This window comes from Geopsychrobacter electrodiphilus DSM 16401 (assembly GCF_000384395.1).
In the GTDB taxonomy this organism is placed as follows: Bacteria; Desulfobacterota; Desulfuromonadia; order Desulfuromonadales; family Geopsychrobacteraceae; genus Geopsychrobacter; species Geopsychrobacter electrodiphilus.
In genome coordinates, this window is record NZ_ARWE01000001.1 from 3257953 (window position 1) to 3280244 (window position 22292).

A 22292-nucleotide genomic window follows, 5' to 3' on the forward strand; every position below is an offset into this window, starting at 1 on the left:
AAACCGCCATGGTCCTGATGGGAGGCGGCATCATTGGCGGCGCCTGGGAGATCGGCTGCCTGACTGCGCTGGACAAGATGTTACGCGGTCGCTGTGCGACCAGCCAGCTTGACATTTACATCGGCATCAGCGCCGGATCGGTGATCGCGTCACTGCTGGCAAACCGGGTTCCTCCTGCGCAAATTTACGAAATGATTATCAATGATGAGGCCGGTACCTTCAACTTCTCGCGTTCCGATATCTACCGCGTCAAAAAACGCGAGCTGCTGCTGGCCACAGGACGTATTTTTAAGAATTTCGCCCGCTCCCTGAGCCGCTACTACCGGCGTCAGAAACACCTTGGTGCCAGCGATCTGCTCTATATCCTGCAGGAACAGTTCCCGTCCGGTTTTTTTTCGCTCGATCCCATGCAGCGTTACCTGTGCCGCTCCTTTGCCAAAGAGGGTTTGATCGACAACTTTTATAATCTGCCGGCCGAGCTCTACATCCCCGCTTTCGACATCGACCTCGGCGAACGCATCGTCTTTGGCGATGAAGGCTATCGCTCGCAGCATATCTGTCAGGCGATCACCGCATCCTGCGCGATCCCGGTCTTTTTCCAGCCGCACCGTATCGGCAACAGCCATTACATAGATGGCTCAACCGGACGGGTCGGACATATCGATCTGGCCATTGAGCGCGGCGCCGACCTGGTTATTGCCATCAACCCGCGAGTACCGTTTCGCAACGATCGCCAAACCAGCTGTCTGCCATCGCTCTCATCCGGAAAATGCGCCAGCATTACAGAACTGGGGGTCAGCTTCGTCTGGGAACAATCGCAGCGCATCGAAGGTCGGGAACGACTGGCGCTGGCGCTGGAAGGGTACCGCCGTGACCATCCCAAGATCGACATCATCCTGATTGAACCGAGGGTCGATGAGCCACTCCTCTTTCTGCAGAGCCCGATGAGCTTTGAATCGCGGCGAATGGTGATGGAATACGGCTACCAGACGACTCTCGATCACCTGACAAACGAATACGACCACTACGCAAAGATCTTTTCTCGCCATGGTTTCAACATTTCAAACCGCCATTTCGGCGACCCTCCCCCTCGGCAGGCTGATGGCCCATGAAAATCCTGATCGTGTCCCTTCATGTCCGGCGCTCGGCACAGGCGGTCGCGCTGGCAGCCGGAAACCTTAAAGCGGCGCTCCCTGAAAAGGTACAACAGCAGACCCAGCTGCTGGATCTCTACCTGCAACAACCGCTGCCACAGATGTTGAAAGAGATCCGTAACGCCCGGGCCGACCTGATCGCCTTCTCCTTCTATCTGTGGAATCGGCAACAGCTCCTCGACCTGGCCGCCGCACTCAAAACCGCGCAGAAGCCGCCATTTCTTCTGGCTGGAGGCCCCGAGGCCAGCGCCGACAGCACCCGCCTGCTCGCCACCGGCCTGTTTGATGCGCTGTTGCGTGGCGAAGGGGAAGAGAGCTTTGCCCTGCTGGTCGAACGCCTGTCGCAAAAGAGCAATCTCACCGGGATTGCCGGCCTCTCCCTGTCGGCCCGACAGCCCCTCCCTGCCGCCTGCAGTTGCGATGTCACACGGCTCAAATCCCCCTGGCTCAGCCAAACCCTGCGTCCGGCCGAGGGTGGCGTCCTTTGGGAGGTGGCGCGCGGCTGTCCGTTTCGATGTGATTTCTGCTACGACGCCAAAGGGATGGCCGGGGTCAGACCCTTGCCGCTTGCGCGCCTGGCCGCTGAGCTCGAGAGCTTCAGCCTCAATAGTGCGGAACAGGTCTGGGTGCTCGATTCAACCTTCAACGCACCGCCCAGGCGGGGCCACACATTGCTGCAACTACTGCTCGAAAAAGGCCCGCAGCTGCACTATCACCTCGAAGCCAAGGCTGAGTTTATCGACGACCAGACCATCGACCTCTTAAGTCAGCTCTCCTGTTCCGTTCAGCTGGGATTGCAATCGGCGGACGATGGGGTCCTTGCCGGGCTCAACCGTAAAATCGACCCGTTAAAATTTTGGGCCGGCGTCGAAAAACTCGCTGACTCGGGACTGACTTTCGGCCTCGACCTGATCTATGGTCTCCCCGGGGACAGCTATGCGGGCTTCTGCGCCAGCCTGAATCGTGCCCTCTCTTACCGCCCCAATCAGGTCGACATCTTCCCCCTTGCCGTCCTGCCGGGAACCCGGTTGTTTGAACAACAGCAGGAACTCGGGCTGAAGGCTGACGCTCAGCCCCCCTATTTGCTGCGCCAGAGTCCCGATTTCTCGCCAGCTGCAATGCATGACTGCAGCCTGCTCGCCGCCGCCGCCGACATCTTTTACAATTTCGGCCGCGCCGTCGGCTTTATGCTCCCGCTTTGTGAGTCACTGCGCGTTTCACCACTGAGGTTACTGGAAGACTTCAGGGACTGGGTCAAAGAGAACAAGGGCGGGGAAGAAGCCCTCCTCTCCCGAGAGAAGTTTAAACCGCAAGAGATTCTGCAGCTGCAGCAGGATTTTCTGCAGCAACGTCTTTATGCCGCAGGACAACCGAACTACGTGCCACTGGTCGCAGATATTCTGGAGTACCACTACCGTTACGCCGAAACCTTACTCGGTCCCGAAACGCTGCCGGCTGCAGGCAAGATCACGGCGGGACAACGCTTGCACCTTGCTGCGGGGGTTTGTCTGATTGAACTGCGTTGCGACATATTGGGCGCGCTTGAGACAGAAGCGATCGATTTAAAGCGCTGGGGGAAGCTGGTCGAACAGACTCCGACCCGGGGCCTGATGATTCGACGGGGAAATCAGGTTTTTACCGAAGTACTGACGGAAGAATTCGCCGAACTGCTGGGCCGCGCTCAGACAGCCAGAACCCGTCAGCAGCTGCTCGCCGGCCTGCCGACCGCAGCCGCCGAAGAGCTCTTGCCCTTTGCCTTACAGGAGGGGCTGCTGGTGGCTGCCCCTACTTGAGCAGCAGATCCATAAAGCCCTGATAGGTCTGACGCTTCCGCTCGGAACGGCCATAGAGGGTCGAAGAAAAGAGCGCCGTCGCAGCGTGATCACCCAGCATTGAAAACAGTTGATAGTCGATGGAGGCGAGCTCTTCTTTCTGAATAAAGAGCCGGTAGATCGCCAGCAGTCCGAGCAACTCCCCTTGTATCATCAACGGAATTGCGACCAGGGGCGCCAAAGGATCGTCCGATCCCTGGCCGGCCATATCTGTGCCGAAGTAGTTTTCGCAGCGTTCGGCGACTCCGCCCAACAGACCTTCACCCACCTTTATTTCGGGGATTTGCTGATCATCCTCGAACCCTTCACCGGTTTCGAAGCTCAGAGTATTCTCCGCTTCATCATGGATGAACACAGCAAATTTTTCAGCACCGACAAAGTTGATCACAACCTCTTTGATAATTTCGAGCGTCTCTTTGCGATCAAGGGTCGAATGCAGTCGGGAGGAAGCAATATACAGATTGGTCAGATTGTTGTTGACGTCCTCGACCTGCACCAGCTGATTGGCGAATTCAAGGTTCTCCTCTTCGAGTTCACCGATGCGCCGCTGATTATCTTCCTGCTCTGAACGCATGCGGGCGCATTCTCGCTCGAGCGCCAGCATGCGTTGATGCAGGTTGACATCTCCGCCTGATCCCGCGCGGAGATTAACCATCCCCTGGCGGATCAGATTGTCGATATCCTTCTGATCCTTGGCATCAGGATTGACCAGATAGACACCGAGACCCTTCTCACCATCCTGTTCGATGCGCTTGACCTTACCGAACAGGTCGAGGGTTTTCTCATCAGACAGTTTGATTGAGAGCTCAACCATGCTGTTTTCGGGCAAGAGAGTCTCAGTCTTAAGATAGACTCCGTTATGCGAGACATCCCGGGTTTTCAGCTGTTGTTCCTGGCCTGCCCCTTTAAGATTGACTGATAACTCAAGCGGCACCCGATCGACCGTGCGACGGTGAACCAGACCCAGCAAGCGCTTGACCTTCTCGCGCAGCTCCTGCTTGTTCACCGGCTTGGTGATGTAATCATCACACCCGGAGAGAAGGCAGCGCTGAACCTCTTCAGGTTTTCCTGCAGCAGTCACCATGATGATCGGCAGATTCTGCCAGCGGGGGTTCTTGCGCAGCGTGGCACAGACCTCGTCACCGTCGATCCCCGGCATGTAGAAATCGAGCAACAGGATATCGGGTTCGACCCGCTCAATCCGCGCCAGCGTCTCCTCACCGGAGGACGCAGTCACCAGATCATACCCCAGCCCTTCAAGATAGGAGCGCTCAAGTTCAAGGAACAGGTCGACATCATCAACCAGTAGGATTTTCGCCATGTCTGTTAACTTCCCCTGTTGTTGAGTTTAGCCATAGACAATACCCCAGCGACGTCCAAAAGTAAACTGAGACTCATGCCTTGATGACCCCTTGACCTGAATCTTCAGCAGCCTCCCGGCAGCCTGTAAACAAGTAACGCCCCGTCTAGGGATAGACGGGGCGTTACTTGTTTACAGGTATGGATTGCAGAACTATTCGACCTCGGCGACCTCTTTCAGGTAGCGGGGCCGCTCAGCCAGAAATTCGACAATCTCGTCGACATCCGGAATACGACCGGCTATGCGGAGCTGATCATCGATCAATAATGCGGGACCAACATAGATGCGATTATCGATAAGCTTGCGGGTGTCCTGAAACTGATGAACCTCAGCTTCAACCCCAAGTCTATCCAACGCCGCGCGTACATTGCTTACGGTCCCTTCACATCGACCATGATTGTCAGGTTTGCAGAGAATATCTATACGCATGATGACCCCCTATGGGAAGACGAGCCCTTATTGATGACCATTTAAGTTTAATATACACTCCCTTTTGTGGAAATCAAGCATAAAAATGCCTGCTTATTTTTCACTCACCACATCCACCTTCAACCTGCCGTCCACCACACCAACCAGCAGTCGACTGCCAGGCGACAACTCAGCGGTGATCATGCGGCGGGCCAGGAGCGTCTCAAGCTCTCTCTGGATATAACGTTTCAGGGGACGGGCGCCATAGAGAGGATCATAGGAAGCCTCAGCAATCAGCTGCCTGGCCTCTTTGGTCAGCTCCAGGGTCAGACCGTGCTCCACCAGACGCTGAGCGAGCTGGGCGACAAGCAGATCGGTAATTTGCAGAATCTCCTCGCGCCGCAACGGCAGGAAAATCAGGGTGTCATCAATCCGGTTTAAAAACTCCGGCCGGAAGTGCAGATGCAACTCCCCCTCAATCGCCTCACGTGTGGCCTCCGCAAGGGAGCCATCGGCGCCGATCTCTTCAAGCAGGCGCTGCGAGCCAATATTCGAGGTCATGATAATCACGGTCTGCTTAAAATTAACCGTCCGTCCCTGGGCGTCAGTCACCCGGCCATCATCCAGAATCTGCAGCAGCAGATTGAAAACTTCGGGATGTGCTTTTTCAATCTCATCAAACAGGATTACCGCGTAGGGCTTACGCCGCACTGCTTCCGTCAACTGGCCCCCTTCCTCGTAACCGACGTAGCCGGGAGGTGCGCCGATCAGGCGGCTGACCGCATGTTTCTCCATATATTCCGACATGTCGATCCGGACCAGATTCTCTTCACTGTCAAACAGCGCTTCGGCGAGCGCCTTGCCCAATTCCGTCTTGCCGACCCCGGTCGGGCCCAAAAACAGGAAGGAACCGATCGGACGGCGCGGGTCCTTGATCCCGGCGCGGGCGCGGATGATCGCATCGGTCACGCGCTGGACCGCTTCATCCTGGCCGACCACACGCTGATGAAGCTGCTGGTCGAGTCGACCGAGCTTCTCTTTATCGCTCAGGATCATGCGGGCCACCGGAATGCCAGTCCACTGGGCGACGATCTGGGCGATCTCCTCTTCGGTCACCTCTTCACGTAACAAACGCCCCGCCTGTTCTTCGGTTGCAGGGTGCTCTTCCCGTGCCTTGAGCTGCCGTTCGAGATCGGGCAAGCGACCATGCTTGAGCTCTGCAGCCCGTTGCAGATCATAATTGCGTTCGGCCTCTTCCAGTTCAAGGCGCGCCTGTTCGATCGCTTCGCGCAGTTGCTGACTCTGCTCCAGCCCCCCCTTCTCCTGTTGCCAGCGGGCCGAGAGTAAAGACTCCTGCTCTTTCAGATCTGCCAGTTCACGACGCAAGACAGCCAGACGCTCCTTACTGGCGGCGGCTTTTTCGCCCTTTAAGGCTGCCTCCTCAATCTCAAGCTGGCGCACTCGGCGGGAAATCGCATCCAGCTCGGATGGCATCGAATCAATCTCGGTGCGAATCCGGGCACAGGCCTCGTCCACCAGGTCGATCGCCTTGTCCGGTAAAAATCGATCACTGATATAGCGTTCACTCAACTGCGCGGCAGCGACCAGGGCGTTGTCCTGAATCCGCACCCCGTGAAAGAGCTCATAGCGCTCCTTCAACCCGCGTAAAATACTGATACTGTCCTCAACCGTCGGCTGTTCAACCATGACCGGCTGAAACCGACGTTCAAGAGCGGCATCTTTCTCAATATATTTGCGATATTCATCCAGGGTCGTCGCACCGATACAGTGCAACTCCCCACGCGCCAGCATTGGCTTGAGCATGTTGCCGGCGTCCATCGCACCTTCAGTCTTGCCAGCTCCGACAATGGTGTGCAGTTCATCAATAAAGAGCAGAATCCGCCCGTTACTCTCGCGAATCTCCTTGAGCACAGCCTTGAGCCGCTCTTCAAATTCACCACGAAACTTGGCTCCGGCGACCAGCGCCCCCAGGTCGAGGGAGAAGATCGTTTTATTTTTGAGCCCCTCGGGGACGTCCCCTTTGACGATCCGTTGTGCCAGTCCTTCGGCGATCGCGGTCTTGCCGACTCCTGGCTCACCGATCAGGACAGGGTTATTTTTAGTTTTGCGCGACAGGATGCGGATGGTGCGACGGATCTCTTCATCACGACCGATGACCGGATCAACATTCCCCGCCTTTACCGCTTCAACCAGATCACGACCATACTTCTGCAGCGCCTCGTAAGACGCCTCGGGATCAGCGCTTTCAACGCGCTGGTGCCCTCGAACCTTGGACAGAGCTTCAAGCACCCTGGAATGATCGACCTTATTCTGGTGAAACCAGCGTTGCGCCGGAGAATCGTTGCTGGCAGACACCGCGGCCAACAACAGATGCTCCACACTGACATAGCTGTCCTTCAGGGTCGCAGCTTCTTTCTCCGCCTGGATGAGCAGCTGCTGCAAACCCCGGTTGGCGTAGGCCTGCCCAGCGGCAGCGCCCGGCCCGGATACCCGCGCCTGCTGCGCCAGGTGTCTTTCGAGGAGAACGCGAAGTTCATCAGGATTCACATTCAGCGACTGAAGAAGACGCGGCACCAGCCCTTCCGGCTGCAACAGGGCCACCAGCAGATGCTCCTGCGTCGTATCAGCATGGCCGTATTCAACCGCCATATTCTGGGCTGACTGCAATGCTTCCTGGCTTTTAATCGTGAGTCGATCAAGCTTCATCGTTTTTCCTCGACGTTAGAAAGAAGCAGGGGGAGGAACAGCCTCCCCCCAAAATGGACAATCTCAATGGACGGTTTTTACCTCAATGCGCTTCGGCAAGGCCGTGGCCGCCTTTGACATTTTCAAGGTCAGGACACCGTTTGCGAGCTGAGCATCAACCTTGTTCAGATCGATATGTTCCGGCAAACGGAACTGGCGATAATAGCCGGAGGGTGAAAACTCCTGAAAGAGTCGGTCTCCCTGCTGCTCGATCCGGGCCTGAGCCTCGATGGAGAGGATCCCCTGATCAATATTAATCTGTAACTTATCAGAGGTGACACCAGGCATATCGGCCACCAGCGTCAAGCCGCCATCCAGCTCGTAGATATCGACCGCCGGAGTCACGTAATTCTGGCGTAATTCAAGTTTAGCATCTTTGGTTTCGGATGAGACAATGCTCTTGTCACTCATTTTAATTCTCCTTTATATTCGGTGAAAGCTGTCTGTTCGTTTAGTTTCCGGCCTTAATTGAGATCCGCTTCGGTTTTGCAGATTCGGCCTTGGGCAAGATCACACGCAAGACGCCATCCACATATTCAGCGCCGATCTTGTCATTATCGACATCCAGCGGAAGTTCAAGGGTACGGACAAATTTGCCGTGGCCGCGTTCCTGACGCTGCCAATGCGCACCCTCAAGTTTTTCAACCAGCCGTTCGCCGCTTATACTCAGGGTACTCCCGGTCAGGCTAATATCAAGCGACTTGGCGTCAACCCCCGGGATTAAGGCTGCCAGATAAAAACTGTTCGCATCCTCACTCAGATTGAGCCGCGGAAAACGGCGGGTCCCGATCCCGGGTAAAAAGGCGCTGTGCTCCTCATTCTCCAGAGGCAGCCCGCCAAAGATTGTATCCATTTCGCGGCGCAGGTTATCCATCTCTCTAAACAGATTCCAGTTCATCATAATTTGTTCCTCCTTTGTTGGTTTAACCACCGCGGTGGCCTGTTGATGATACCAATAGATATCAAGGGTCATACCAACCAGGGGAAAAATAAAAAACTCTGTTATTTCAATATGTTAAATATTTAGGTTTTCGACTTAATCAGGCCTGCGACGTCGCAACTGTTGCAAGGAGACGAGCCCCTGCAACAGCTGCGACGTCGCAGGGGAAAGTTACTTAGGAGGCTGTCGGACTATCCATGAACTGGCTGCAAATCCGTATAATCCGACAGTCTCCTAGGAGAGGTCTTGGCGGGAAAGTCCCAGACGGGACAGATGACGATAGAAGGTCGCACGATGAATGCCGAGCAACCGGGCAGCCGCGGCAATATTCCCTTCGGCCTGCAAAAAAGCCTGGCGCAACCGGGTTTGGTCAAGGGCGGGGGAAATCTCAGGCAGAAGATCAATATCGATGACCCTGTGCTTTTCGGGGTGAGACGCGACAGGAACCAGCGCGGTCGAAGGTCTTAATGACGCTTGCAGGCCGCCGGGCTGAAAAGCCTGACGTTCACGTACCCATTCTGCCAGCGCGCGGCCACCGATGGCAGGCGCCTGAGTTTCAATCACCAGACGCTCAATGAGATTGCGCAATTCACGGATATTTCCGGGCCACATATATGCCTTGAGGATCGACATCGCCTCGGGGGTAAAACGTTCGATCTGCTTCTGATAGCGCCGATTGAACTGGTGCAGAAAATGGTTCGCCAGAAGCAGGATATCCTCATCGCGCTCACGCAAGGGAGGAACGTGAATCCGCAACACCGCCAGACGATGATAAAGATCGGCACGAAAGCGGCCGTCGCTGACCGCCTGCTCGAGGGCGACATGGGTCGCCGCCACGACCCGCACGTCAACCGTATGAATCCGTTCGCTCCCCACCGGCTGCAGCTGGCCCTCTTCAAGCACCCGCAGCAGTTTACTCTGGGTATGCAGCGGCATGTCGCCGATTTCATCGAGAAACAGGGTGCCGCCATCGGCCTGCTCAAAATAGCCGCGGTGCGCTCTTAACGCTCCGGTAAAGGCCCCCTTTTCATGCCCGAAGAGTTCCGATTCGAGTAACTGTTCACTGATGGCGCTGCAGTTGATTGAGGCGAAGGGACCCTGCTGCCGCGCACTCTGACGATGCAGGGCGTTGGCGACCAGCTCTTTGCCGCAGCCGGTTTCACCGGTAATCACAACCGTCGCTTCGGTTTCAGCATACAGCTCGATCTTACGGAAAACCTCGCGTATCGCCGCACTCGAACCGATCAGGCCGGCGTAACCTGACTCTTGTTGGCTGGAGAGACTCTCCGTCCGCAGATGGACCTGCACCTGTCGACCGCGATAGTCCTGCGCAAGACCGGAATCGTAAAAGTCGGCTAAAAATGCCGGCTGTCCCGGCAGCAGGCGCAACTTGACCCCGGTTAAATTATGGCCGTTTAAGATTACTTCATCTAACAGTGGGGGGAACAAAGGAGAACTTTTGGGGAAAACCTGTTCAACAAAACGGCCGGACAATGACTCCGGGCTCGCTTCGCAAAAAGTGGAGAGGCGGGTCGAAATCTCCCGGATCTGCCAGAACCCGTTATTTTTCTGGAGCAGCAGATCAGGAATGCGCGCAGGAAGATTCGACTGTAGAGATCCGGATCGATTCATAGTGGATGAAGGATATCACCGATGCAGGCTCTCGACAAATTCCTGATAAGCCTCTTTCCCGGAGATATAGTCGACAATCCGGACTCCCATCCCTCCCTTGTTGACCAGACGCAGCATATTGGGTGGAACCCTTTTGGCCCAACAAATCCGGCCCGAGCAGAGCACCGGCGTTTCATCAGGCAGGGTTATTTCGAGCTGCAATAACGTACCTGGCTTTTCTGGCATGACCGTTTTAATGAAAAGCCCCACAAACGAGAGGTCATCGGTAAAGGCCATTTTTTGTGGCGTTTCAATGCCAAAACGAACCCTGACTCGTTTGCGTCTCCGCGCGATATCTCTTTTTTCTGCCACAACATATCCCTCCACCGATAGATTGAATAAAAAATATGCCACCATAATGGGAGCGGGCCAAAACATCAAGCTCTTTGCCGGGATATGACCGAAATATGGCGCGAAATGGGGGCAAGACGGAGCATTTAGATCCTGAATGACTGTGCAGCCTGCCCGGTGTAAAGATTGCGTAATCAGTTCACGTTTTATTGACGACATCCTGATGATCGGCTACTCTTTCGGATGAAAGCACCCCCAGGTGGGAGTGCGGGCCCGTTTCCATTTGCACTTGAAACAAGAAAGGATCCACAAATGAAAAAGGTTATTCTGTTGATTGTTGCTGGTCTGTTTTTTATGTCCGGAGCGGCAATCGCTGTCCCGTCAGGAAAAACCCTTGAGTTTACCAAGAGCCCGATGGGCAAAGTGACCTTCTCCGGCACAGAACACGCCGAAGCCGGGATTAAATGCAAAGAATGCCACAATCCTGAGATGTTCCCCAAGATGAAGCAAGGGACCGTCAAAATCACCATGTCTAAAATCTACGCCGGTGAACTCTGTGGCAAATGTCACAACGGTAAACGCGCCTTTGAAGCCAAGAAAAACTGTGCCCGCTGCCATAAGCACTAGGAGACTGTCTGGCTATACGGACTGCAGTGAAAATTCGGAGGTTTGAGAACAGTTTTTAGCTCGTTTGCAGGCTCATAGCCATAGCTATGGGTCAAAAAGGAGCTGAAAAATGGGCCAGACAAACGGATTTGCAGCAAGGTCATGGTTAGTCAGACAGACTCCCAAGCCAAACAGCTTCAAAAAAAGCCGCATCAGTTCAAGCTGATGCGGCTTTTTTTATGATCTGAGTCACGCGTTGCGCCTGATTTAAGACAAAAATCAGATCTGCTCGACCAGGCATCTCTGCCAATTGATAACGGGTCAGACGTTCATAATGCATGATGAAGCGCTGTAGTTGCGCCGCATCCATCACCCCGCAACCTTTGCTGGTTGCCGCCAACAGCCGTTCCTGATTACTCCGCCAGCGATAGACCATCTCCCAGCTCGGGATCTTCAGCATCAATAACAGATCGAGCCGATCGAACAGTGCGCGATAACCTTGCCCCAGCTGCTGGTTCACATAGGTGCGCCAGACGGCGGAAGGATCTTCATCCAGCTCCAGCGCATTTACCGCTGCCGCCAGCTCTGCTTGCGGCTGGGCCTGCGCGCCGACACACCAGCCCTCAAACAAGATCAGGTCGGGACGCCCCCGAAACGGATCCCAGGCAGATTCCGGCACCCTGTCATCACTGGCCTTATCAAAACGCGGAATCGGCGTAATACTGTCAGTTGCCGTGGCGCCTAAGCTATCAAGAAGGTGTAATCCCAGTGCGACATCATGGGTCCCCGGCACCCCGCGAGTCTCCAGCAGGGGGTGGATCTCTTTGGCCAGCAACAATCGCTCGGACCGGGTCAGGTAGAGATCGTCCAGCGACAGCACACAACAGCGCAAACCGAAACCCTCTCCCAACAACCAGGCCAGCAAGGTACAAAGGGTCGTTTTGCCGCTCCCCTGCGCGCCATTGATACCGACGATTAACGGCCGGGTCTGCCGCGTCTGCTTTGCTAACCATGAGGCCAGCGGTAGATAGAGCCTTGCGAGCTCAGTCTTCAACTCGATCGGGAGTTGCCGGTCGGACAACAATCGGGAAAAACCGGGTGTAAGGCTCTCCAGCCGTCGGGCCAGTTCGACCGCGCTCACTGCAGCGAGGTTATTTGGCCAGAGGATGTTCATATCGCTGAGTTTTCCATAAAACTGGGATGAAGAGGTCGGCAAAAGACCCAAGGTGCGCTCCTCATTTCAATGAGGCTCCACGCAGATTAAGCCGTTTCAGCTGCTCTGCGATCAGGGGGAGCATTTTCCCGACAATCAGCGCCACCCCTTTGGTGTTAGGGTGTAGACCATCGGCTTGATTCAGTTCGGCACGACCGGCGACCCCTTCCAGAAAAAAAGGGTAGAATGGAACCGCATGACGTTCAGCCAGTTCGGGGTAGAGTCGATCGAACTTGGTATAATAATCAGGGCCCAGATTGCGCGGCGCCTTCATCCCGGTGAGCAGGGCCGGCACGCCGGCTGCCTTGAGTCGCGTAAGGATGGCATCCAGATTCTTGTGCGTCAGCTCCGGGTCGAGACCACGCAGGGCATCGTTGGCACCGAGTTCGACGATCATCAGATCGGGGCGCGCGGCCAGACTCCAGTCGAGACGCGCCAGACCGCCGGCGCTGGTATCGCCGGAGACCCCGGCGTTCTGAACCAGGACCCGGTAACCCGCCTTCTGCAGGGCGCGTTCGAGCTGCGCCGGGAAGGCCTCGCGCGCCGCCAGGCCGTAGCCAGCGGTCAGACTGTCACCGAGCACCGTAATACGCAGCGGCAGCCCGCTGGCCCAACCCATATGGACGAAGAGCAGGAGAGCTAAACCTAACCAGAAAAACCGGGGAGTCTGCATGTCAGAACCGATCGTAAAAATTGCGGGTTTGCATCTTAGTCTAGTGGGTGGCGCCGGGCCGGTCAACATCCTCTGCGGTCTTGACCTGCAGGTGGCCGCTGGCGAAACCCTCAGCATTGTCGGTCCCTCGGGAGCAGGCAAGACCACCCTGTTGATGGCCCTGTCCGGTCTGGAGCGCCCGAGCGCGGGTCGGGTCGAGGTTGCCGGCTTCGACCTGGGTACGGCCAGTGAAGATGAACTGGCGCGTTTTCGCCGCCGACACATCGGTATCGTCTTTCAATCCTTCCATCTGGTGCCGACTATGACCGCGCTGGAGAATGTCGCCCTGCCCCTCGAATTCGCCGGACAGCCAGACGCTCTCAAGCTGGCCGCCGAGGCTCTCAGCGCCACCGGCCTCGGCGCCCGCCTTGCCCACTTTCCAGGTGAACTCTCCGGCGGCGAGCAGCAGCGGGTTGCTCTGGCCCGCGCCTTTGTCGCTCGTCCGGCGTTGATCCTCGCCGATGAACCGACCGGCAATCTCGACCGCGAGACCGGACAAACGGTAATGGAGCTTTTGTTTAACCTGCAGAAAGAACAGAACACCACGCTGGTCCTGGTGACCCATGATGAACAGCTTGCGAGCCGCTGCGGTCGCAGCATTCACATGGCCGACGGGAGATTGCATGCGCCTGGCGGAGCCGAGCGATGAACGAGCCGCCCCTTCTGCACCAGGCCCTGCGCCTCGCACGCCGTGAACTACGCAACGGCCTGCGCGGTTTCGGGGTCTTCCTCGCCTGCCTCTTCCTTGGCGTCTTCGCCATCAGCGGTATCGGCAGTTTCACCGCCGCGGCTAAATCGGGTCTGCTCGCCGATGCCAGCGGTCTGCTTGGCGGCGATCTTGAGATCCACAGGATGTATCAACCGCTCTCTGAGGCCCAACAGCACTTTCTGGACGCCCGGGGGTTGAGATCAGACGTGATCGAGATGCGCAGCATGGCCGGAAATCCGCACACCAAAGAACACGTCCTGGTCGAACTGAAAGCGGTCGATAACCACTATCCGCTCTACGGTCGTCTCGAGATTGAACCGCTGCAGCCTACCTCACAGGCGCTGGCCCGTCAGGGTGCCCTGGTCGAAGCCGCCCTCCTCGAGCGTCTTCATCTCAAGGTTGGAGATGCGCTGCAACTCGGCGACGCCCGATTGCAGATCCGCGGAATCATTAAGAATGAACCGGATCGCGCCATAAGAGCCTTTTATCTCGGCCCGCGTCTGCTGATCAGTCGCGCAACCCTCGACACCACCGGTCTGATTCGCCCCGGCAGCCTGGTTACATATCTCACCCGATTGAAACTTGCCGATCCGAACCGGGCCGAACAGGTCGTTGCCGAACTTCAGCAGACCTATCCCGAGGCCGGCTGGCGGCTGCAGACTTGGCGCAAGGCCGCGCCGCGAGTCCGCCACCTCCTCGACCGGATGGACACCAACCTCAGCCTGCTCGGCCTTTGTGCCCTGCTCCTTGGTGGTCTCGGCGTGGCCGGCGCCGTACGCGGCTACCTTAACGCCAAGGTGATGCACATTGCGACGCTCAAGTGCCTTGGCGCTTCAAGCCGGGTAATCTTCACCACCTACCTGCTACAGATTCTGTTTCTTGGCGGAATCGGTGCCGGGGCCGGGCTCGCTGCGGGGGCGACCCTCCCCTGGCTTATCGGGCTGTTATGGGGGAGTCAACTGCCCATCCCGCTGCAACCCGCACTCTTCCCGTTGGTGCTGCTGCGGGCCGCGCTCTTCGGGCTGCTGATTGCGTTACTCTTTTCGCTCAAAGAGCTCGGCATCGCGCGGCGCGTGCCGCCAGCGGTGCTGTTTCGCGGGTACGCCCCAGGCGGGCGAACCAGCCCTGGCCGAGCGATCTGGTTGAGTATCACCGTGATCGGCCTGTTGCTGGCCGCCCTCGCGTTTTTCAGCAGCGAGGATCAGCGCATCGCCGGCGGCTTTATTCTCGGCGGTGGCATCTGCTTTATCATCTTCCGCCTGTTGGCGATGGGAGTGATTCGTCTCGCCAGACGCCTGCCAAGCCCCACGCAACCTGCCTTGCGTCTCGGCCTGGCCAACATCCACCGCCGCGGCTCGCCGGCGACCAGCGTGCTCTTCTCCCTCGGGCTCGGCCTCACCGCGCTGGTGATGATCGCGCTGGTTCAGGCCAATCTCGGTGATATGGTCAATGACAGCCTGCCGGAAGAAGCTCCAGCCTTCTTCTTTCTCGATATCCAGCCCGATCAGGTTGCCGCCTTCGATCAGCGGCTCGCCAGCATGCCCCTGGTGACAAAAGTTGAGCGCTACCCGACCCTGCGCGGACGCATCACGGCGATCAAGGGGATCCCGGTGGAGCAGGCGAAGATCGCGTCGAACGTGCAGTGGGCGGTGCGTGGTGACCGATTCTTGAGTTACGCGGACAAACTGCCGGCAGGCTCACGCCTGGACGCAGGGAAATGGTGGCCGCCCGGCTACAAAGGAGCGCCGAAGATCTCGCTCAGTGCGGATCTGGCCAAGGGATTCCACGTACAGATTGGTGACAGCCTGACCGTCAATGTCCTTGGCCGCAGCATCACGGCTGAAATTTCCAGTCTCAGGACTATCGACTGGTCAAGCCTGGAGCTGAACTTCGCCATCCTCTTTTCCCCCGGGGTACTGGAAGGCGCTCCCCAAACCCATCTGGCCGCAGTGCATGTGGCTCCCGCCGGAGAGAATGAACTCTTTCGCGCCATCACCGGCCAGTTCCCCAACGTCTCGGCGATCAGCACCCGCGAACTGTTGCGCAACGTCTCGCGCACCCTGGCCCGCATCGGCAGCGCCTTCAACGGCATGGCTGCGATCACCCTCCTGAACGGCTTTCTGGTTCTGGCCGGAGCAATTTCGGCTGATCAGCACCGACGCATCCACGATGCCGTCATCTTCAAGGTCTGCGGCGCAACCCGGGGCGACATTCTGCTCGCCTTCGCCGCCGAATTCGCGATCCTCGGCCTCGCCGCCGGCGCCATCAGTGCCCTCGTCGGCAGCCTCGCCGCACTCGCCATCCTGAAAGGTCCGATGGATGTCCCCTTTCACCTGCACCCGCTGGTCAGCATCGCTACCCTGCTGACCGGCATCACCCTGACCCTGCTCCTCGGTCTGGCCGGGACCTGGAAGGCCCTTGGGCAGAAGCCGGCGATCTATCTACGCGATGAATAAAGCGGCGGGGAGGCGAAAAATACGGAGCTATCTAATTTCGCGATGCAAAATTAGATTTCGCCATACCCTGCCACCCTTGAGAATAAAACTCTATTTTAATCAATGTGATAAACTCTTAAAAATTGCAGCCCGGAACATTCTTGCACAATCAACGAGAACTCTATTCCACACTGCGGAATAGAGTTCCGAATAACATCGTTTTATATCTTGACATTCAGCTTGCAGGGCTATAGGAATTAAGCACAAGGTCAATCAACCTTAAAATATAAAATCTGGACCTTTACTTGACTGTCGCTAGCTCCGTTCTTCCTGGATTTTTTTGTTTTTCAATCTTCACTCGATTAAAAAGGAGACAAGTTTCCATGAAAAAATCATTGAAGTTTTTCTGTCTGGCGGCCCTCGTCGGTTGTTCCCTGCTGACAGTATCAAGCGCTTTTGCCGCCAAAACGATCAAGGTCGGCATTGTCGATACCTACAGCGGTCCCGCCAGTACCTACACCAACGATGTGCGAGACGCCTTTGCCCTGGCTGCGGAGAAAATCAACGCCGCGGGTGGAATTTTGGGCCGGCAGCTTGAGTTTTTCACCCGTGACAGCAAATTTAAAGTTGGTCTCGGGCTGAGTGCTGCCAAAGAACTGGTGATGCGAGAGAATGTGGATATTCTCATGGGGACAATCAACAGCTCCCTGGCCTTAGCAATCTCGGACTTTGCCAAACAAGAAAAAATTCCTTTTTTGGCCACCTTCGCCAAAAGCGCAAAAATTACCGGAGAGAATGGGCATCGCTATGTATTCTCCATGAACGAGAATACGGCCATGATTGGCAAGGCAGCGGCAGAGGGGCTGGCCAAGAGGCCTTATACCAGCTACTGGATCGCCGGGGATGATTACGAGTACGGCCATGCTGTCGCGGACGGCGTCTGGGAAAATCTCAAAAAACTCAAGCCCGGCGTCAAGCTGCTCGGCCAATCCTGGTGGAAAGTCGGGGAACCTGACTTCACCCCCTACATCACCGCAATTCTGGCGCAGAAGCCCGATGCAGTCATCGTCGCTACCGGCGGACGCGATTGTGTGCCGTTCCTGAAGGCGGCTCAGGCCACAGGTTTCAACAAACAGGTCCCCTTCTACATGCATACGGCCACGGAGATTTCGACCCTTAAACCGCTGGGACTCAACGCTCCCGAGGGGGTTATCGGAACGGCCAACTATCACAGCTATTACCCCGATACCGCTGAAAACCGTGCTTTTGTCGCCGAGTTCGAAAAGGCTTATGGCCGCACTCCCGCAGTGGGCGCCTTATATGGTTATATTACGGCTCAGTTCATCTCCCGGGCTTACACGAAGGCTGGTGCGATCGACACTGAGAAGTTTATCAACGCGCTGGAGGGGCTGAGTGTTGACTCCCCGGTGGGCAAGGTGACGATGCGGGCCGAAGATCATCAGGTCATGCTCCCCATGTTCATGGGAGTGACAACCAAGGCCGCAGGTCAATCGGTCCTTATTGCCAAAGATATCGTCACCATACCCGCTGAAGAAACCATGCCTTCGCTGGATGAAATTCGCAAGGCTCGCCAACACTGAACGCACAAGGAAAGGTGGAGGCACGCTGCCTCCACCTTTCGTCAATCGCTTCGTTTTCTCATTTTCCTGCACGCAAAGAAAGACTCATGGAACTGTTTACCGGTCTATCTTTTTCGGTCCTCTGTATCCAAATTCTGGTTGGTCTGAGCAAAGCGACCATCTTGTTTATTGTCGCCTCGGGACTCACCTTGATTCTGGGAGTCCTGCGCATTCCGAACCTGGCCCACGGCTCGCTCTATATGATCGGCGCCTTCACGACCTACTCGATTGCCACAGCGTTTTCGCAGAGCAGTCTGGGTTTCTGGGTGGCGCTGCTACTGGCACCGCTGGCCGTGGCCCTGATTGGGCTGATTATGGAGCAGGGCCTGTTTCGGTTTCTGTATAAACGCGACCACTTGATGATGCTGCTTTTCACCTTTTCTTTTTCCCTGGTTTTCGCCGATCTGGTCAAAATGATCTGGGGCTCTGACTACCGTTCTTTAGCTGTCCCTGAGATATTTCAGGGGTCCTACCTGCTGTTGGGGATGCCTTTCCCGCGTTACAATCTATTTCTGCTCCTTTTGGGGCCGCTTTTCGCCGCAGGGCTCTGGTATCTGACCAACCGGACTCTGCTGGGCAAGATTTCGCGCGCCGCGGCAGTGGATCGTGAAATGGTCGGAGCGGTGGGGGTTAACGTTAATCTGGTCTATGCGGCCGTATTCGTTATCGGCTGTTACCTTGCGGGGATCGGCGGGGCCCTGGTGGCTCCGACGCAGAACATAACCCAGGGGATGGATCACTCCATCATCATTGAGATCTTCCTTATCGTCATTATCGGCGGTCTCGGCAATGTCTGGGGGGCTCTGCTGGGGGCGGTCATCTTTGGTCTCACCGATGCCATCGGCATTCTGGTGGCACCCCAGTTCGGCATCGTCTTCCCCTATCTCGCCGTGATCACTGTCCTCATCTTCCGCCCCAAGGGGCTGTTAAAATCGATCTGGTAAGGGACAATCCCATGATCTTCGGCATCTTTGGCAAAAAGTCTCTTCCTCTGGTCACGCTGTTTTTGGCCGGCCTTTTTTGCATGCCCTTTGTGACTCCCAGATTTTACATCTACCTGGCCAGCGTCATCCTGGTCACCGGGCTGCTGGCGACAAGTCTCAACCTGGTTCTTGGTTATGGGGGGATGTACCAGTTCCATCACGCCGTCTTCTACGGCGTTGGCGCCTATACGACCGCCTTGCTCCTGACCAAGACAAGCCTGCCGATCTGGGTCGCCTTTGCCTCGGCTCCGCTGGTCGCGGCCCTGTTCGGCCTGGTGATCGGTCTGATCTGTGCTCGCCTGAGCAGTCTGCACTTTGGCATGCTCCAGCTTTCTCTGGGCTCCCTGCTGTGGGTCATCGTCTATCGCTGGTACGACTTTACCGGCGGCGACGATGGCATCCATGGCATCTCCATGCCTGCGGCCATTTCTGGAACGACCTCCGCTTACTATTTCATCCTGATCATCACCGCCCTCTGTCTGTTGCTGATGTTCATCCTTATCAAATCTCCGTTCGGGAGGATTCTCCAGGCCCTCCGCGACAACCCGGAGCGCTGTGCCGCCATTGGGGTTAACGTAACCTGGCACCGTATCCTTGCTATAATGATCGCCGCATTCTTTGCCGGTGTCGCCGGTTCGCTGTTCGTCACCCTGGAGGGGAGTGTTTTCCCGGGACTGCTGTTCTGGACCCTGTCTCTGGAAATCCTCATCATGTGTCTTCTGGGAGGCTGGTTCACTTTTTTTGGACCGATGCTCGGGGCCTTCCTCATCATTTCCCTGCGCACCGTCGCGGGCAACTACACCGAGTACTGGACCCTCATCCTCGGTCTGATGATGATGCTGACCATATTTTTTCTTCCCAAGGGCGTTTTGGGTTTTGTTAATGATCTGTTTCGTTCCAGATCCCCTGACCAACCGCTCGAGGAGAGCAGTCATGCTACAGATAAGGTCTCTACAAAAATCGTTTGACGGCTTTCAGGCGGTGAAGGACGCCAACCTCTCGGTGAACCCGGGAGAGGTTGTGGCGGTCATCGGTCCCAACGGCGCCGGGAAGACGACCCTGTTCAACCTCGTCAGCGGCCAGATACGTCCTGACGCTGGCAGCATCCTTTTTAAAGGAGAAGATATTCGTGGTCTGCCGTCTCATAAACTTTGCCACAGGGGGATGAGCCGCTCGTTTCAAATCGTGAAGATCTTCAGTCGCATGAGCGTATTTGAGAACGTCCAGACCGCGGTCATAAGCCGGATAGGAAAAACCGCGAACCTGTTTACCCCGGCCCGGAACATCGCGGTGAAAGAAACGCTGACTATCCTCGAAGCCATGGGCCTCAGCGACAAGCGCGACAGAATCTGCGGCCTGCTCTCTCACGGCGATCAAAAGGTCCTGGAGATGGCCATCTCTTTGGGCAGCGATCCCCAACTACTGATCCTGGATGAACCCACGGCAGGGATGTCCGGGGAGGAGACAGCGACAACCATAGATCTCATGAAGCGCCTGTCGAGCGAGAGGGGCCTGACCATTTTGTTCTGCGAACACGATGTGGAGCTGGTATTTTCCTTTTCCGATCGAATAATGGTCATGCAGCAGGGGAGCACCATTACCCAGGGGACGCCGGATCAGGTACGCAACGATCCACAGGTCAAGAAGGCTTACCTGGGAGGCCAGAACTGATGCTGGAAGTCAGGGAGATCAACAGCTATTACGGACTGAGCCATATTCTCTTCGATGTCTCACTCAACGTGCACAAAGGCGAGATCGTCTGCCTTCTGGGGCGTAACGGTGCGGGTAAGAGTACCACCATGAAAAGTATCATGGGGCTGACGCCGCCCAGGCAGGGTGAAATCATCTTCAAGGGGGACCGCGTGACCGGCCTGCCGCCCTACCAGATGTGCCGCCGGGGCATGGGGTTTGTCCCCGATGATCGCAGGGTCTTTGCGGATCTGAGCGTGGGCGAGAATCTTGAAATATCCGCCCGACCCTCTCAGGGCAGCGCTGGCTGGGATAAGGAGAGGGTCTACGCTTTTTTCCCTGCCCTGCGCGACCTCGACGGCCGCAGAGCCGGTGTCCTCAGCGGTGGCGAGCAGCAGATGCTCACCATCGGGCGCGCCCTGATCACCAACCCCGATCTGCTGCTCCTGGATGAACCTACGGAAGGACTGGCGCCGATCATCGTCGAGATGCTCGAAGAAAAAATTCTGGAGCTCAAGGCTAGTGGTCTCTCGGTCCTGCTGGCCGAGCAGAACCAGGTCGTCGCCTTGCGCCTGAGCGATCGTGCTTATATCATCGACAACGGCCATATCCGCTACCAGGGTAGTATTGAAGATCTTCGTCAGAACGAGGCCATCCGCCACAAGTATCTTCTGGTTTGAAAACTTTTTAGCATTGCTGACTACTTTGCACCCAAATCGTCCCTCTTCCCCCAAATGGAAAAACGAGGAGAAACAGCCATGACCCTGAGTCACGAGAAGCTTGAGGAGCTGGCTTTTGCCATCCTTGAGGCGGCGGGAAGCGCCCCCCTTGAGGCCCGTACTGTGGCGGCGCATCTGCTACAGGCCAACCTCAGTGGTCATGACAGCCACGGCGTGGGGATGCTCCCCACCTATGTGACAAATATCGCCAAAGGTCTGTTGCGGCCGAACAGCCCGCTTGAAACGGTCAGCGATCAGGGGAATTTTCTGCTCTTCGACGGCCAGCGGGGTTACGGCCAGGTGGCCGCAAAGTCGGCGATGGAACGGGGGATCGCACGCTGCAAGGAGAACGGTCTGGTCCTGCTGGGACTGCGCAACGCTCACCACATCGGCCGCGTCGGCTCCTACGGTGAGCAAAGCCTTGCGGCGGGGCTGATCTCGCTGCACTTTGTAAATGTCGCTGACCACGCCCCCCTGGTGGCCCCCTTCGGCGGTAAAATAGCGCGCTACGGCACCAACCCCCTGTGCATCGCAGTGCCTGCGCCGAACCCTGACGACCATTTACTGCTCGACATGGCGACCAGCAAGATCGCCCTCGGCAAGGCTCGCGTGGCCAACAACAAGGGGCAACAGGTTCCGAAGCAGTCCCTCATCGACACCGAGGGACGACCGACCCGGGATCCCAGCGTCATGTTCAGCGAGCCGCCAGGGGCTCTTTTACCTTTCGGTGAGCACAAGGGCTACGTTCTGGGCCTGCTCTGCGAGGTTCTGGTGACCGCCCTGACCGGCGGGCCATCAATCCAGCCCGGCAACCGGCGTGGCGGCGGGATTATCAACCACATGCTGACGATCCTCATTGACCCGGCAATCTACGGCGAGCAGGAGGCCATCCGCCAGGAGATCAGTGCCCTGATCGCCTATATCCGGGCGACCCCGCCCGCCCAAACCGACTGCCCGGTCATGGTGCCGGGCGACCCGGAGAGACAACGGCGAGCAATCCGACGGTCTACCGGAATTGTCATAGAAAAGAACACCTGGACCGAGCTCGTCGAAGCCGCCCTGAGTGTGGGCCTGAATCTTGATGATCTGAATTTAACCGAACCACAGCCCTCGCCATAATACCTGAGATACAGGATTAATCTTCCGTTCCCGAGGTGTTCTCTC

General features: G+C 56.7%; 20 protein-coding genes. 11 read left to right on the forward strand and 9 right to left on the reverse strand.

Annotated features, from left to right (window positions below; genetic code table 11):
* Positions 1–8: 8 nt before the first annotated feature.
* Together D888_RS0115385 and D888_RS0115390 are read left to right on the forward strand one after the other, a co-directional pair.
* Positions 9–1112 (forward strand): patatin-like phospholipase family protein, encoded by a 1104-nt coding sequence (locus D888_RS0115385; protein WP_020677463.1) that lies wholly within the window; start codon positions 9–11, stop codon positions 1110–1112.
* Positions 1109–2947, forward strand: a complete 1839-nt coding sequence (locus D888_RS0115390; protein WP_020677464.1) for a B12-binding domain-containing radical SAM protein — start codon at positions 1109–1111, stop codon at positions 2945–2947. Before D888_RS0115385 ends, D888_RS0115390 begins: the two co-directional genes overlap by 4 nt.
* Here the strand turns inward: D888_RS0115390 and D888_RS23330 are convergent.
* The 7 genes from D888_RS23330 to D888_RS0115425 all read right to left on the reverse strand — a co-directional run bounded on the left by D888_RS23330 (position 2940) and on the right by D888_RS0115425 (position 10443).
* Positions 2940–4307 (reverse strand): response regulator, encoded by a 1368-nt coding sequence (locus D888_RS23330; protein ID WP_020677465.1) that lies wholly within the window; start codon positions 4305–4307, stop codon positions 2940–2942. The two genes, D888_RS0115390 and D888_RS23330, sit on opposite strands and share 8 nt — an antisense overlap.
* A 192-nt stretch (positions 4308–4499) precedes the next feature.
* Positions 4500–4775 (reverse strand): thioredoxin family protein, encoded by a 276-nt coding sequence (locus D888_RS0115400; protein WP_020677466.1) that lies wholly within the window; start codon positions 4773–4775, stop codon positions 4500–4502.
* A gap of 93 nt (positions 4776–4868) precedes the next feature.
* Positions 4869–7481 (reverse strand): ATP-dependent chaperone ClpB, encoded by a 2613-nt coding sequence (gene clpB, locus D888_RS0115405; protein WP_020677467.1) that lies wholly within the window; start codon positions 7479–7481, stop codon positions 4869–4871.
* Positions 7482–7544: 63 nt separating this feature from the next.
* Positions 7545–7931, reverse strand: a complete 387-nt coding sequence (locus D888_RS0115410; protein ID WP_020677468.1) for an Hsp20/alpha crystallin family protein — start codon at positions 7929–7931, stop codon at positions 7545–7547.
* Positions 7932–7971: 40 nt separating this feature from the next.
* A complete protein-coding gene (locus D888_RS0115415) occupies positions 7972–8421 on the reverse strand; it encodes an Hsp20/alpha crystallin family protein (RefSeq protein ID WP_026362431.1) in 450 nt (149 codons plus the stop codon).
* Positions 8422–8694: 273 nt separating this feature from the next.
* Positions 8695–10092, reverse strand: a complete 1398-nt coding sequence (locus D888_RS0115420; RefSeq protein WP_020677470.1) for a sigma-54 interaction domain-containing protein — start codon at positions 10090–10092, stop codon at positions 8695–8697.
* A gap of 15 nt (positions 10093–10107) precedes the next feature.
* Complete coding sequence (locus tag D888_RS0115425) at positions 10108–10443, reverse strand: PilZ domain-containing protein (protein ID WP_026362432.1); 336 nt, start codon at positions 10441–10443, stop codon at positions 10108–10110.
* A gap of 291 nt (positions 10444–10734) precedes the next feature.
* Here D888_RS0115425 and D888_RS0115430 point away from each other — a divergent pair, with 291 nt between their 5' ends.
* Entirely contained in the window at positions 10735–11049 is a 315-nt protein-coding gene (locus D888_RS0115430) for a c(7)-type cytochrome triheme domain-containing protein (protein WP_020677472.1), read from the forward strand.
* Positions 11050–11245: 196 nt separating this feature from the next.
* Here D888_RS0115430 and D888_RS0115435 read toward each other — a convergent pair whose 3' ends face one another.
* Both D888_RS0115435 and D888_RS0115440 read right to left on the reverse strand, forming a co-directional pair.
* Positions 11246–12253, reverse strand: a complete 1008-nt coding sequence (locus D888_RS0115435; protein WP_020677473.1) for a hypothetical protein — start codon at positions 12251–12253, stop codon at positions 11246–11248.
* Between the two features lie 10 nt (positions 12254–12263).
* Positions 12264–12914, reverse strand: a complete 651-nt coding sequence (locus D888_RS0115440) for an arylesterase (RefSeq protein ID WP_020677474.1) — start codon at positions 12912–12914, stop codon at positions 12264–12266.
* On the opposite strand from D888_RS0115440, the gene D888_RS0115445 reads away from it, so the two are divergent.
* The 8 genes from D888_RS0115445 to D888_RS0115480 all read left to right on the forward strand — a co-directional run bounded on the left by D888_RS0115445 (position 12913) and on the right by D888_RS0115480 (position 22247).
* Positions 12913–13602, forward strand: a complete 690-nt coding sequence (locus D888_RS0115445) for an ABC transporter ATP-binding protein (RefSeq protein WP_020677475.1) — start codon at positions 12913–12915, stop codon at positions 13600–13602. The genes D888_RS0115440 and D888_RS0115445 overlap by 2 nt on opposite strands.
* Positions 13599–16118 carry an ABC transporter permease gene (locus D888_RS0115450; RefSeq protein ID WP_020677476.1) on the forward strand — a complete coding sequence of 840 codons (2520 nt, stop codon included), beginning with the start codon at positions 13599–13601 and terminating at the stop codon, positions 16116–16118. The genes D888_RS0115445 and D888_RS0115450 overlap by 4 nt, the downstream gene beginning before the upstream one ends.
* 362 nt (positions 16119–16480) lie before the next feature.
* Positions 16481–17698 carry an ABC transporter substrate-binding protein gene (locus D888_RS0115455; protein ID WP_020677477.1) on the forward strand — a complete coding sequence of 406 codons (1218 nt, stop codon included), beginning with the start codon at positions 16481–16483 and terminating at the stop codon, positions 17696–17698.
* An 86-nt stretch (positions 17699–17784) separates the two neighbouring features.
* Complete coding sequence (locus tag D888_RS0115460; RefSeq protein WP_020677478.1) at positions 17785–18681, forward strand: branched-chain amino acid ABC transporter permease; 897 nt, start codon at positions 17785–17787, stop codon at positions 18679–18681.
* Positions 18682–18692: 11 nt separating this feature from the next.
* A complete protein-coding gene (locus tag D888_RS21970; RefSeq protein WP_020677479.1) occupies positions 18693–19688 on the forward strand; it encodes a branched-chain amino acid ABC transporter permease in 996 nt (331 codons plus the stop codon).
* The gene (locus D888_RS0115470; RefSeq protein ID WP_020677480.1) at positions 19654–20391 is read left to right on the forward strand and encodes an ABC transporter ATP-binding protein; all 738 of its coding nucleotides are present in this window, start codon (positions 19654–19656) and stop codon (positions 20389–20391) included. The genes D888_RS21970 and D888_RS0115470 overlap by 35 nt, the downstream gene beginning before the upstream one ends.
* Complete coding sequence (locus tag D888_RS0115475; RefSeq protein WP_020677481.1) at positions 20391–21089, forward strand: ABC transporter ATP-binding protein; 699 nt, start codon at positions 20391–20393, stop codon at positions 21087–21089. Before D888_RS0115470 ends, D888_RS0115475 begins: the two co-directional genes overlap by 1 nt.
* A 78-nt stretch (positions 21090–21167) precedes the next feature.
* A complete protein-coding gene (locus tag D888_RS0115480) occupies positions 21168–22247 on the forward strand; it encodes a malate/lactate/ureidoglycolate dehydrogenase (RefSeq protein WP_020677482.1) in 1080 nt (359 codons plus the stop codon).
* The last annotated feature ends 45 nt before the right edge of the window (positions 22248–22292 follow it).